At 47.6% G+C, this 13,609-nt stretch carries 11 protein-coding genes; 3 read left to right on the forward strand and 8 right to left on the reverse strand.

The features are described 5' to 3' along the window. Positions 1–77 precede the first annotated feature (77 nt). A complete protein-coding gene (locus tag AC5YB1_RS04945; protein WP_494520947.1) occupies positions 78–761 on the reverse strand; it encodes a DNA-J related domain-containing protein in 684 nt (227 codons plus the stop codon). Between the two features lie 106 nt (positions 762–867). After that, positions 868–1,521 carry an oxygen-insensitive NAD(P)H nitroreductase gene (gene nfsB, locus AC5YB1_RS04950; RefSeq protein ID WP_494520948.1) on the reverse strand — a complete coding sequence of 218 codons (654 nt, stop codon included), beginning with the start codon at positions 1,519–1,521 and terminating at the stop codon, positions 868–870. 246 nt (positions 1,522–1,767) lie between these two features. On the opposite strand from nfsB, the gene AC5YB1_RS04955 reads away from it, so the two are divergent. Together AC5YB1_RS04955 and AC5YB1_RS04960 are read left to right on the forward strand one after the other, a co-directional pair. Then, on the forward strand, positions 1,768–2,808 hold the full coding sequence (locus tag AC5YB1_RS04955; protein WP_494520949.1) for an endonuclease/exonuclease/phosphatase family protein: 1,041 nt from the start codon (positions 1,768–1,770) through the stop codon (positions 2,806–2,808). Between the two features lie 90 nt (positions 2,809–2,898). Then, the gene (locus tag AC5YB1_RS04960; RefSeq protein WP_494520950.1) at positions 2,899–3,816 is read left to right on the forward strand and encodes a hypothetical protein; all 918 of its coding nucleotides are present in this window, start codon (positions 2,899–2,901) and stop codon (positions 3,814–3,816) included. A gap of 48 nt (positions 3,817–3,864) precedes the next feature. Here the strand turns inward: AC5YB1_RS04960 and AC5YB1_RS04965 are convergent, their stop codons facing one another. The 4 genes from AC5YB1_RS04965 to AC5YB1_RS04980 all read right to left on the reverse strand — a co-directional run bounded on the left by AC5YB1_RS04965 (position 3,865) and on the right by AC5YB1_RS04980 (position 10,243). Then, positions 3,865–5,226 carry a MipA/OmpV family protein gene (locus AC5YB1_RS04965; RefSeq protein ID WP_494520951.1) on the reverse strand — a complete coding sequence of 454 codons (1,362 nt, stop codon included), beginning with the start codon at positions 5,224–5,226 and terminating at the stop codon, positions 3,865–3,867. Positions 5,227–5,312: 86 nt separating this feature from the next. Next, positions 5,313–8,435 carry an efflux RND transporter permease subunit gene (locus AC5YB1_RS04970; protein ID WP_494520952.1) on the reverse strand — a complete coding sequence of 1,041 codons (3,123 nt, stop codon included), beginning with the start codon at positions 8,433–8,435 and terminating at the stop codon, positions 5,313–5,315. Positions 8,436–8,618: 183 nt separating this feature from the next. Further along, entirely contained in the window at positions 8,619–9,776 is a 1,158-nt protein-coding gene (locus AC5YB1_RS04975) for an efflux RND transporter periplasmic adaptor subunit (protein WP_494520953.1), read from the reverse strand. A gap of 245 nt (positions 9,777–10,021) precedes the next feature. After that, a complete protein-coding gene (locus AC5YB1_RS04980; protein WP_494520954.1) occupies positions 10,022–10,243 on the reverse strand; it encodes a ribosome alternative rescue factor ArfA in 222 nt (73 codons plus the stop codon). A 709-nt stretch (positions 10,244–10,952) separates the two neighbouring features. On the opposite strand from AC5YB1_RS04980, the gene AC5YB1_RS04985 reads away from it, so the two are divergent. After that, entirely contained in the window at positions 10,953–11,471 is a 519-nt protein-coding gene (locus tag AC5YB1_RS04985; protein ID WP_494520955.1) for a hypothetical protein, read from the forward strand. A 46-nt stretch (positions 11,472–11,517) separates the two neighbouring features. Here AC5YB1_RS04985 and rbsK read toward each other — a convergent pair whose 3' ends face one another. Further along, positions 11,518–12,447: a ribokinase gene (gene rbsK, locus AC5YB1_RS04990; RefSeq protein WP_494520956.1), complete on the reverse strand. Its 930-nt coding sequence runs from the start codon at positions 12,445–12,447 to the stop codon at positions 11,518–11,520. Between the two features lie 69 nt (positions 12,448–12,516). Beyond that, positions 12,517–13,521, reverse strand: coding sequence for a pyrimidine-specific ribonucleoside hydrolase RihA (gene rihA, locus AC5YB1_RS04995; protein ID WP_494520957.1), 1,005 nt, complete (start codon positions 13,519–13,521; stop codon positions 12,517–12,519). Positions 13,522–13,609 lie beyond the last annotated feature (88 nt).

A 13,609-nucleotide genomic window follows, 5' to 3' on the forward strand; every position in this document is an offset into this window, starting at 1 on the left:
AAAGCTTAAGTATGACTTAACGGCGCTTAAGAAACAGTGCCTACAATGTGACTTAGCTTGTATATTGAGGCAGAGTTTTACCACTTTTCACGTAAAGTTTGCCAAGCCTCACAAACTTGCCGAAATTTGGCGGCATCGCCACCTTGACGATCCGGATGCCATTGCAGGGCTAAGCGACGCCATTGTTTGCGTATCATCTTGCTGGTGGCGTTGTCATCGAGCTCGAATACGCTTAAGGCTTGGCGCTTGTGCATTGCGTTGGGGTTGGCACCAATATATTGCTCATAGCGGTGCCAAAATGATTCGAGGATCTGCTGGATCACATTGGCACTGGTATCATAGTTGTGCCAATCCATGTAGTAATCACGCAGTGAGTCGTCTTCACATAATTGCTGCTTGAGATCGCTTGGCACTCGCCTAAATATTTGGATTTGCATCGATTTCACCTGCAGCCAGCTGTCAGGCAGTAATAGTTGCTGCAGTTGAAACAGGGCATTCATGAGTAGGAAGTTTTGTTTAAACAGGGCTTTTTGTGGGTCGCTGTCGAGATCTTGCATCAGGCCCTGTTGTTGCAATTTGGCCGCGAGATGATGCACTTTCCAGCTGTGTGGCGTGCTTTGCAGTAGTGAGAGCAGCGGCCAGATAAGCGGATTATCACCTTTAATCGAAGCGGTCGTTGCCACAGCGTGCTTGGCTTCAGAGTTCGCTTCGGCATTGGCATCGAGTGATGCTGGGTCTTGGGGGGGGGGCGCTAGCAACATAGGGATCATCCATAACCAATGATAATTTTTACTATGGCAATAGCAAAGATGGAACGCAAGCCTTTAATGGCGCGCCCACTGTGTGCAGGCGCGCCATGGCTCAGGCTTAAATCTCGGTGAACAGTTCACTTAACGGTAAGCGTGACTTAGGCAACTTAGCGTTAAAGTCCTCTTCGCTGTGATGGCCAAGTGCGACCACTACCGAAGCGCAATAACCTTGGGCGGGTAAGTCCAGCAGTTGGTTAAGTTTAGTCACATTAAACCCTTCGATTGGGCAGGCGTCGATATCGAGCAAACTGGCGCCCAGCAGCAGGGTGCCTAGCGACAGATACACCTGCTTTTCCATCCAATGCTGGGCATCTTTGAGTTCGATTCTGTGCATATTGGCAAAAAAGGAGCGCCCAGCATGTTGTGCTTGTTTCGCCTGGTCGTTTGCAAAGCGGCCATCGCTCGCTTCTTGCTCCAGTAGCCTTTGCAAGTGCGCTTCATCCATGCTGGTTTTGGCGCACAGCACTAATACATGCGACGCATTGAGGATTTTATCTGTGTTAAAACCAAAATCACTGGTGGCTTGGGCAATGGTCGCCTTGCCTTGCTCGCTGGCGGCTAACACAAAGTGCCAAGGTTGCGAGTTGGTCGACGATGGGCTGAGTCTGAGCAACTGTTTTAACTCATCAATTTTCTCATCGGCGATCTTTTTAGTGGGGTCAAACACCTTAGTGGTATAGCGTTTGTTGGCAAAAAAACTGATTGGCTGCATGCAGGTTATCCTATGTGCGAGCAATGAACGATGTGGCGATTCTACGCCAGTCACCATGCAATGAACATGGTGTAAAATCACAAATATTGGCAAAATTATATTGATGATAGGCATCATATGTAACGCATGGCTGAGTGTCATCGATGGGCTGATTGGCAGCTTGTCGATAAGCGCTGAAAGTGTGGTTCACTTTTTGTCATGTTATGCTGCCAGCTTATGAATCGTTATTTAGGTTAAGAGGTATTTTTGTCTACTGAATCTGCAGCTCAATCGCAGCTAAAAATAGCCAGTGTTAATCTGTTCAATTTTATTGCGCCGCCAGATGCCTATTACGATTTCAATAACATCTATACCGAGCAGCAATGGCAGCAAAAGTGTGACTGGATAACGGCTTATGTTAATCAATACCGTCCCGATGTGATTGGTTTTCAAGAGGTGTTTTCAACTGATGCGTTAAAGGCGTTGTTAAACGCTGCCGGGTATCCCTATTTTGCTGTGGTCGATACCCCAGAGGTTGAAGATGAGTTTATCTATCGCAGCCCTGTGGTGGCCTTGGCCTCTAAATACCCGATAAGCGCCATTCATGCCTGTAGTGCCGCCCCTGAATTTGCTTCATTATTGGGGCTCAGCGCCGAATTTGCATTCAGTCGCACACCGGTGCGGGCGACTGTGGTGCTGCCTGATCTGGGGCCATGCGATTGTTATGTGGTGCATTTTAAATCTAAACGCGGCCAGTTCAGTGTGGAACAAGCTCAAGAGCTGCTTGGTGTTGCCCCGAGTGCGATGCAAGCCAGTTTTGCCATCGAGGCTGCAGCCAAATGGAGCGCCGCTATCGTGCGCGGGAGCGAGGCGAGCCTGCTGCGTTATGCGATTGCCGAGCGGCGCGCCATCACGGCTTATCCCGTGATCTTGATGGGTGATTTTAACGATACCTTGCATAGCGGCGTGCTATCGAGCCTGGTCAGCACGGATACCCGCTTAATTGCCACTTATGGCGAGCAGGGCTTTGACGATTACCGCTTGCACGATGCCTATCAGTTATTTGAGCAATCCCATTACAGCGTGACAGCCGTTGCGCGACCTGCCACTCACTACCATTTAACCCAAGGGGCGGTGTTAGATTACATCTTACTGTCTAATGAGTTTGACCCCCATAATGATCAATGCCTAGCAGAAGTTGAGCACTACCACACCTATGATAGGCACTTGCTTAACCCTGAGTATGCCCGCGACAGTCATAGCACAGATCATGCACCTGTCATGATCACCTTAAAGATCAGGCAGTAAACTCGTTTGTCATCTTACAGGTTATAGGATAGTTTGAGCCTATTGACTGGGGCATAATGCTGGCGCATGGCGAGATAAAGGATACAGAGAATGCTTGACGCTATTTGTCGTATGGATAAGTTATCGCAAACCGTCTATTCGGTATTTCAGTTTCAACGCCTCGATGAGGCGGAGGTTGAACGCTTGCGTCAGCACCTATATTGCCCAGCCTGTGCTGGTAAGGCGTATTTTCGTAAAGCCTCTAAAGATGGTAAAGCGGCCTGCTTTGGCTCGCGTTATCATCAATTAGATTGCCGCGAATTTAAGCCCAGCGCCAACCGCCAACGTGAAGAGCAAGATGCCAGCGAGGTTAACCAGCTTATTGTTGACAGCGATGCGCTGCGAATCGACTTTTCGAAACGCGCATCAAGCCATAGCGTGAAGGCTATAACCGTAGCAACGCCAGCGACGGCGGCAGATAACAGGGTTTCTGAGCCAGCAGCACCAATGCCCCAAACGGCTCATTCGCCCATCACATCACCAGTTCAAAAGAGTACGCCAACGCCCAATGAGGCTAGCGCATCCACGCCCGATAAACGCATCGCCCGCGAAGGGTTAGAGAAACTGTTACACAGTTTATTGCGTGGCAGCGAGCTGGCCAGCTCAGATTTGTGGGTGTATACCGATGACAAGTATCGTTGGCGCGCTAAAAATCTGTTTGTTAATTTTAGTCAGGCTAGCCCCACAGACAATGGGGCGCCGCGTATGTATTGGGGCACGATTTCTCATACCGATAAGGCGATGCTCTGGCTTAACCCTGCCGACTGTAAAGATGTAGGGATCCCAATCGATGGCTTTAAAGAGGAATTACAACAGCGTTTTGCTATTGAACATCGCCGCGATCTCGAAGGGGCTGGGATCATCTTATTTGGTAAGTGCTTTTGGAATAAAGATAAAACCCGCAAGATCATTCAGCTATGGAATCGCGATATCAGCCGAATGCACATCTCGCTCGCCGAAGAGGAATGAGTCTCTCCGTTTGATCATCTCGGGCTATTTTTCGGCGCGATCGCCAGATTAAAAGTGCCACTGCACGTAAATGCTTTGGTAATTACTGCCACCACCAATGCGGCCAAAGGCTGAGCTTGTTTCAAAGATCCCCGACCTGTGGTGAATGCTATAACCTAGCCAAAGGTTATCCATTTGATGAGAGTTCACCAGATCGCCAATATTCACATCTAACGAAAAATCTAAATAGTTTAATAGCTTAGACGGTTTGTAATCTTTGGCTTCAAGCTCTGTACCTTCGATATAGGTGATATTGCTGACATACGACAGGCCTTCGGCGATACCAAGTCGAAAACGTGGCCCTAGCTCAAAGGTGTAAAAGGCCTTTAGCGCAATGACCATTTCTGCCAGATTATCCTGCACTTGTGAGTCGTGATGCCATACCAAACCAGGGGTTAGGTAAAGATCTATCGGTAAAGTAAATAGCTTATCTGTTAGCTGAGTGCCGTAAAATGCCGATGTCATCTGGTTATTATATGGATCGGTTGCCGTTTGCCATTTCAAAATGGCGTTTAAGTTGGATGGCGTCGCCCACCCGTGGGCGATTCGAATATATTCGCTGCTTTTTTTAAGTGTTTTTGGCGCAGACACAGCCGAATATTGGGGGGTTTTAGGCTCAGGGAAAAAACCAAAACCCAAAAATGACTCATATTGAAAGCGGTTGTCGATGGTGGGAAGATGATAAACCTCATCTTCGAGGCGACTTAACCCAAACTGACTGAGTAGATACAAGTTACTGATGAGGTGATAGCGTGCCTTAACTCCAGCGGTAAAACTGAGCCCATGGCCTACATCGTATTGGTCTAAACCATAGTAATGGTCATTAAAGTCAGCCGTTTTCCATTGGAACTCGGCATAAGGGTTAACCTTCCAATCACCCGACGCCCAATGATATTGGGTACGGCTGTAGCCATAAACACGTTTATGTGAATCGGATAAAATAGCGAAATCGACGTCCCATTCATCCTTAACAAAGCGATATTGTAAACCAAAGTCAAAGGCTTGTGATTGGGTATTATTTTGCAGTGCTTTAGGAATATCGACGAAACGAAATCGAGTGTATAGATTGATTTGATGTTGATTATTTTTCCAAAGATGGCCACCCGCTTCCATCCCATTGAGAAAAAGGTACTCATTTTGATAGTAAATCAGCGGCAAGGTATCGTACACCTCATCATCTTCTGTGGCGTAAGGGATATCACCGCGGCGAACCCCTATACCAATCCCCCAATTATCTTGCCATTGTGCGACTGAAGCTAGCTCTTGAGTGTGAGTTGTTTGAGCCTGGTGAGGCTCATCCGCTTTTAGTGAACCAATAGGCGATAACAACAATAGGTTAAGCGTAACGATTGAGAGTAAATTGGGCTTCATATTGTGTATTTCATATTATGTTCTGGTGGAAAAAACATCCTCTAAGGCATAGTGAGTCGTTAAGCATATTCATTTATAACAAAAGCCTAGGCCTTATGACTCTTACGGGTCTTAAACTTCTCACGCATGGTTTGCATTATCACGTAAAACACAGGTACGAGTACGGTGCCAACAATGGTGGCCGCTAACATTCCACCAAAGACCGAATACCCTAATGCACGGCGACTACCTGAGCCTGCGCCGCTGGCCAAGACTAATGGCAATACACCTAACAAAAAAGAGAAGGCGGTCATTAAGACGGCGCGAAAACGTAATTTGGCTGCCGTCTCACTCGCCTCGAGAATGCTCATGCCCTCTTCCCGTAATTGCTTAGCAAATTCCACAATTAAGATGGCGTTCTTACACGCCAGACCAATTAACAGAACCAGGCCTATCTGGGCGTAGAGGTTGAGGTCGGAACCCACTAATAAGATATTCAAGAACGCACCTAAGACCGCAATAGGGACCGCGAGGATAACGGCAAATGGAATGGTCCAACTTTCGTACTGCGCCACTAAAAACAAGTAGGTAAATACCAATGCTAAGGCAAAGATCAATGGTGCAAGGTTGCCCGCTTTAATCTCTTGGAAGGTCTGCCCGGTCCACTCAAAGGCGTAACCGGTTGGTAATGCTTCACTCGCTGCACGTTCCATGGCTGTAATCGCATCGCCAGAGCTAAATCCTGGCGCAGGAAAACCGTTGATCGTAGTCGAGTTGAACATGTTGTAGGAGTTCATGACATCTGGGCCTAAGATAGGCGTCACCGTTACTAAGGTGCTTAATGGCACCATGTCGCCGGTGTTTGAGCGCACATAAAATCGAGAGATATCTTTCTCAGAATTACGGAATTCGCCCTCGGCCTGAAGAATGACCCTAAAGACCTTACCAAACCGATTAAAGTCGTTGACATACATTGACCCTAACATGGTTTGCATCGTTGAAAAGATCTCATTGAGAGAGATCCCGAGCACCTTGGCCTTATCCCTATCGACATTTACATACATCTGCGGCACATCGGCACGAAAATTACTAAAGGCCATGGCGATTTCTGGTTGCTCATTAGCTTTCATCACCAGCCCACGCATTACCGCCGCCAGCTCTTGAGGGGAGCGTCCTTGGGTATCTTGTAATACAAATTCGAACCCGCCGACACTGCCAACACCAGGAATGGGAGGCAGTGAGAAGGCCATCGCTTTTACGGCAGGGTTGGCGGCGTACTTGACTTGCAATCTGGCCACAATGGCCGATTCGACCATATCTGGCGTGTCTCGCTCCTCCCACGTTGAAAGCGTCACAATCATTAACCCCCCATTTGAGGAGACTGAGCCCGTCAAAATACTAAAGCCGCTGGCGTGAATAACATTTTCAACCCCCGGCTCCGCTAAGGTGAGTGTGACCAGCTGATTCATTACCTCTTCAGTGCGGTTCAGTGATGCCCCATCGGGGAGCTGAATATCAACCATAAAGGCTTTTTTATCTTCCATAGGCACAAAGCCTGATGGCAATATTTTCGCAATCCCCCCCGTGAGGCCTATTAAGCAAAGGTATACCACACCGACTAAGGTAAGTTTGCGCATTAAAGACCCGACTATCTTGGTATATCGCCCCGTCACACGTGCAAACTGCTTATTAAACGCAGCATGAAACCCTTTGGTATGCGTTTGAGGTGGGCGTAATAATGAGGCGCACAGCGCCGGGCTTAAGGTTAAGGCGTTGACAGAGGAGATTAAGACCGAAATACAGATAGTCACTGAAAACTGGGCATACATTTGCCCAGTGATCCCTGGCATCACCGCTGTTGGGGCAAATACGGCTAGTAACACCAATGTGGTGGCAATAATGGGTCCGGTCACCTCTTTCATCGCTTTCGAGGTGGCCTCTTTTGATGATAGCCCTTCGTCTTGCATCAAACGAGTGACATTTTCTACAACTACAATGGCATCATCGACCACAATACCGATGGCCAAGATCAAGGCGAATAGCGAAACCGTGTTGATGCTCATCCCAAAGGCAAGTAAAAAGGCGAAAGTACCAATAAGTGAAACGGGAATCGCAATGGCTGGTACTAGAGTGGAGCGAACATCTTGTAAGAAGATAAAGACGACAAAAATAACTAATGCAATTGAGATAAATAGGGTGGTTACCACCTCTCTAATCGAGGTTTCGACAAACTCAGTGGTGTCATAGAGGACCTGATATTCCAAATCATCCGGAAAGCGCTCGGATAATGTCGCCATTTCAGCCTTAATAGCCTTACCCACTTCTAAGGCGTTGGCATCGGGAGATTGATAAATAGCGATCACTGCCGATGGCTTATTATTAAGTTTACCTTGTGCATCATAGGTTTGAGATCCTAATTCGACTCTGGCTACGTCACCGACGACCACTTTAGAACCGTCGTTGTTGGCGCGAATGGTCACATTGGCAAACTCTTGCGGATCTTTAAGGCGGCCTTTTGTTTGTAAGGTATATTGAAATTGCTGGTCGGGATCAACTGGGGCTGCACCAATACGACCAGCGGCAACCTGAATATTTTGTTCTTGTAGTGCTGTAATGACATCGGATGCGGTCACGCCAAGGCTCGCCATTTGATCGGGCTCGAGCCAGATACGGATCGCATAATCGAGAGCACCAATTACTTGTACCTTAGATACGCCAGTTTGACGCGCCAGCGCATCTTTTATATTAAGGCCAGCGTAATTGGTAATAAATAGGGAATCGAAGGTTTCATTAGGTGAAACGAGATTGACGACCATTAACATATTCGGGCTTTGCTTTTCGACTTTAACCCCTTGACGTTTCACTTCTTCGGGTAGACGTGGCATCGCCTGCTGAACTCGGTTTTGTACTTTTACCTGTGCCATATCGGCATCGGTGCCCACTTCGAACGTGACATTTAACGAGTAACTCCCGTCGTTAGCACTCTTTGACTCCATATAGAGCATGCCTTCGACCCCGTTCACTTCCGCTTCCAGTGGCTGGGCGATGGTATCTTTAACAATATCGGCGCTGGCTCCAGAGTAACTTGTGGAAACGCTAACCTGTGGTGGTGCAATTTCAGGAAATTCAGACACAGATAAAACGGGAATGGCGATCAGTCCCACCAAGGTTAATACCGTTGATATGACAAAGGCAAATTTGGGCCTATGGATAAAGAACTCGCTAATCATTGCAGTCTCCGTCTGTCATCTGTGACAGTTAAATCTAACAAATACAGTTCAATATCAGGTTGTTGAATAAACAACTTATCCATCATGATATCTGATTACCTTTATCGCCACAGCTGCCATCGACCAGAATCAAATTGGCCCCTTGGCGGATGAAGTTGGCGCGGCGTTAATTATGGCCAAGCTTTAAGATGCCGTGCTTTCCTTAAAAGGCACGAGCTCCTGTTCAACGGCTTTGACTTTGATGCCAGGGCGTATTTTCTGTAACCCTTCAACCACAATACGCTCTCCCTCTGTTAAGCCACTTTTCACTTGCCAGTCGACACCGAAGCGATCACCGAGTTCGACTAAGCGTTTCTGTACCTCGTCGAGCTCATTGAGCACCATCACAAAACGGCCTTGTTGATCTTCTTGGACCGCCGCTTGGGGGATAAGTAAGGCTTTTTCCGTCAAGGGTGACTCAATCACCAAGGTCACAAACATGCCTGGTAACATTATGCTTTCGCTATTGTTAAAGGTGGCGCGCATGGGCAGAGTCCCTGTCGCTGCGTCAACTCGATTACCGACAAAATCAATATGGCCGGTTTCATTAAACATAGTGTTGTTGGGTAGACGAAGGCGGACGACAATATCAGCAATATTTAACTCTTTATTTAGTGCTTTAGAGATATCTTGCTGCACTGATATCAATTTTTTCTCTGCCACTTGAAACGTGACCCACATAGGCTGAAGCTGAACGAGGGTAGCCATTTCAGATTGGGGGCTGATGATGTCACCAGTACTGACATTAGCCTGACTGATACGTCCAGAGATAGGGGCGTAAATTTTGGTATAGCTCAGTTGTAACTTGGCAGCTTGAACTGCTGCTTCAGCTTGTACGACTCCTGCGGAGGTGGTGAGTTTTCGACTGGTTAACTCATCCATATCTTGGGCACTAATCATGCCGTCGGGCAGTAATACACGTCCACGTTTCCAGTTCATTAAAGCCACATCTCGTGAGGCTATCGCTTGTTCAAGTACGGCATTTCTTTGTGCCAATTCGGCATCAAAACTTGCGGGATCAATTTCAAATAACAGGTCGCCGGCGGTGACATTATCGCCTTCGATAAAGGCGCGCTTGAGTAACTGTCCTTGAATTTGTGATTTGATAATCACATCTTCCGATGCCCGAGTGCGGCCCACAACTTCAGTTTGTTGGGTGATCACTTCGGTATGAGCGGTATTGACGATGACACTGGGTAACATGGTTTGTTTGGGGGTCGGTGCTTCGCCACAGGCACTTAATAGCCAGACACTAATAAGGGGTAGGCACCACTTATTATTTAAAACGGTTCGAGCAACCATTAAGGCCTCCGGTAAGCAGTTGTGTAACTATTTATTCACATTAAAGGTAACATAAAACATTATGTGTAACATTGTAACCGCTTACATATATTAACATTGTGATTACAGTTGTATTTTTTTTGATAAGCCTTAATCAACCTATGGACTGTATCAATTCATGGGGTGAGTCAGTCACAGAAGTATTAGGGTTGCAGCATGTGATCAGGGGGGGGTAGATTTACGCTCAGTTGCGTTGCAGTGGAGGATTAAGTCATTGCAATAAGGTGGCCGAAAAAGTCAAAAGGGGCAACGCCCTTTAGCATTTGCCCCTTCTGTTGTTTGCGGTTGTATGATCCTTTGCCTTTTTTAGGCTTCTCAGTGCGCATTCTAAATAGCTCACTGGTGACGATAGCTTTTAAGGCGTTGTCTTTGATGACGCCACGACCACTATCATGGGGTATCGTGCGGCGATGATTTTTTTTACTCATCTTGTCTCCTCTTTATCCTAATGCAGGATTTATTACTGATTCACAAATACTAAATCACAGATACTGAGCAATATTCGGGATTCATGTGTGCTTATCAAGCCGCCATTGCTTTGGCTACCAAAGGATGATGGTCAAGCTGTGTTTATGCCTCTTGACTAAGCTGCGCAATATTACGCCTATTTTTTAACTAATGTAAAGCCCATATATAGTAATTTTAAGCCGTTATTTTATCACCTTAATGTCATATGTGGCGCGGGTTCACAGTGCCACTACACTTATACCGTTGAGCGTGTCTGATGACCCATTATTGAAGGAAATGCCAACGGGCGCAGAGTTGGCAAGGCCTGCCTAACAGATGTGGTATTAGTGGCGTCAAACCCTGGTAAAGGGGTGGTTCATGCGCACAGTAACGATACTGGCCACCCCGATCAGTTTGATTGCCTAAAGTGGTGTAAGGCGAGCGGCAGTAACACGGGTCGCTGCGAGATCGCCAGTGCGCCACCGTGTGAGCAATCAGCGGTAACCTAGCACTTACCGCTGAATTTGCTTGCGGTGACATATGAATAGCGGCCATAGCAGTACAACTGACTTTCGAGCCATTGATAGGGCTTTTAGCTTAATTATGACTAAATTAATTCTCGCTTAAATAAAAGCTCGTATAGTGTGTAGCAGTTTCACCAATTGGCACTTATCGAGGGGGTAGTGATTTATGAATAACGTATTGAATCTAGTGCTTGCTGTATCGGCGTTGTCACTATCGGCCTGCGGGTTTGTGGGCGATGATAAGGCGCAAATTGAGCAAGCATGGTTAGCGCAAGATCAGCAATTAAAAACCGTAGTAGAGCAGATCCGCGCTCAAGGTATTGAAACTGTTGCTCAAGGTGCGGCAGCTGGTTCGGTAGCACAGTGCGTGGCGAGCCAGCTGTCAAAGGATCCACTGGGTCAGTTAGTGAGCGTCGAAGGAGCGCTGGTGGAGCAGGCAAAAATAGCTGAGTTAATGACACAGTTACAAGCGGCCATGGAGCAAGAGGTGAGTTTTTCGCAGCTATTTGATCTGTTGCAGCAAGGGGCCGACTTAGCCGCTTATGCATCGGCATTGGTTGATCAGCAAGGACTAGAGCAGGCACTGCAAACGGTTGAGCAGTTGGCGCGCTCGGGTGGTGAATTTGCCAGCCAAGATTTAGGTGCGCATTTTCAGCGGTTACTACAGGAGTGCCAACAAGGCTAACTCATGGTTATTTCTAATTCATGACGCTAAGAGATTGGGTCGATCGCTACGTGCAGGGTCGTATGCCTGTTTCTAATTCATGACGATAAGGGATAGATCTTTGGGCGCCGGGTCGTGTGACTGTGATAGCTGCGGCTCGGTGGGCAAATTTCACTGCCGCTTTTATGCTACAACCTTCGCTTAACGCTACCATTAAGGCGCCATTGAAGGTGTCTCCGGCAGCGACGGTGTCGGTTGCATCGACTTCACAGCCTGCAATCAAACCACTAAAGTCATCACTGCTAACGTAGGCGCCTTGCTTGCCTAAGGTGATGATCACTGTTTTAGGTCCAAGCTGGTGGATAAACTGTGCGGCCAGTTTGGCGCTGACTTCATTGTTCACTTCTATGCCCGTTATCGCCTCGGCCTCGGTTTCATTTGGGGTGATAATATCCACTAATTGAAACATCTCTTTACTTATAGTCCTCGCTGGGGCGGGATTGAGTATGGTGTAGGTGCCCAGCTGTTTGGCCAGTTTAAGAGCGGTTAAAACGCTGAGTACAGGGGTTTCTAACTGCACCAATAACCAATCGGCTACCTCGATAAGCGGCGTATGGCGTAACAGGACATCAGGGGTGAGCGAGGCATTGGCTCCGGGAGAAACACCGATCATGTTTTCGCCATTTCCATCGATAAAAATCATCGCATTACCTGTTGAGGTGTTGACGATTTGGTGCACGCCATCAGGATAAATACCGTCACTAAGCCAAGCATTACACAACTGCTGACCAGCTACATCGTCTCCCACATGGCAGATAAAATCGACGCGAGTACCAGGCTGAGACAGGCGGGCGCAGGTGACTGCTTGGTTGGCTCCTTTGCCACCATATTCGAGGCGATAATCGCGACTCATTAAGGTTTGTCCAGACTCGGGTAGGTAGTCAAATTTCATCACGTGATCAACATTGGCGCTGCCTAAGATAAGGAGTCTGGTCATGATTATTGTCCTAATAACAAGTTACTTCCCAATACTTAAGGGGCATAGCGCCCCTTAAGTGTAAACGACCTATTGATTGTACGCAGATAAGCACTCCACGATAAGATCAACAAAGCCTTGTCGGTCCAGATCAAATAGTACGGTGGCATTGGCGGGCTTACCCGTTAATTGGTAGCGGTCAACAACTGTCATGCCTTGAGTATATTCACCTTGAGTTTCAATACCAACCCAACATTCGTGGCCAGTAAACAGCTCGGGTTTTAGTAACCAGGCGATGGTGCAGGGATCATGCAGCGGTGCGCCGATAAAGCCCCACTTAGGATCTCTGTGGTAGATCATAAAGAAATCGAGTAGCTCGGCGACACACTGGGCCACCGGATTGGGTATTTGGCGAATACGCTCAACATCTTCATCCATGATCTGGGCGTTATGGGTTACATCCAGACCACACATGGTGATGGGAATACCTGACTTAAACACCATGTCGGCCGCTTCTGGGTCAACAAAAATATTAAATTCTGCAGCAGGGGTCCAGTTCCCCACACCCGCAGCGCCGCCCATCAGAACGATACGTTCAATTTTGCTGTGCAGCTCAGGGTAATTAGCTAAAAACAGGGCAATGTTGGTTAATGGTCCCGACGGAATTAAGGTCACAGGCTCTTGGCTTTGGCGGACTTTTTCGGCCATCAACTCTAGGGCGTTTTGTTCAACGGCGGCAAAACTAGGTTCGGGCAGTTGTGGGCCATCGAGACCACTTTCACCGTGCACGTTGTCGGCAATGATCAGCTCTCGAGCTAATGGCTTAATGGCGCCACCCGCAACGGGAATGTCTGAACGATTAAGCAGTGTCAGCATGCGCAGCGCGTTGTGAAGGGTTTTCTCTGGCGTTTGATTGCCGGCGCTGGTGGTGACGGCCAACGGATTGAGCAGCTCACTACTGAGGGCTAATACAAGAGAAATTGCATCGTCATGGCCGGGATCGCAGTCGAGAATGATCGGTCGCGCGTTAGCGTTAGGGGTGATAGTCACGCTAGCAATGTCGATAGGGTTTGTTATTGGTTTTGATTGAGTCATTGTCATACTCCTTATATTGACAGCTTGTGCAGGGTAGCATGCCAATAAAACTTGTCACCCGCGATGGGTAAAATTTGTGATTGCTCTA

Source organism: Shewanella sp. 433, assembly GCF_059338565.1.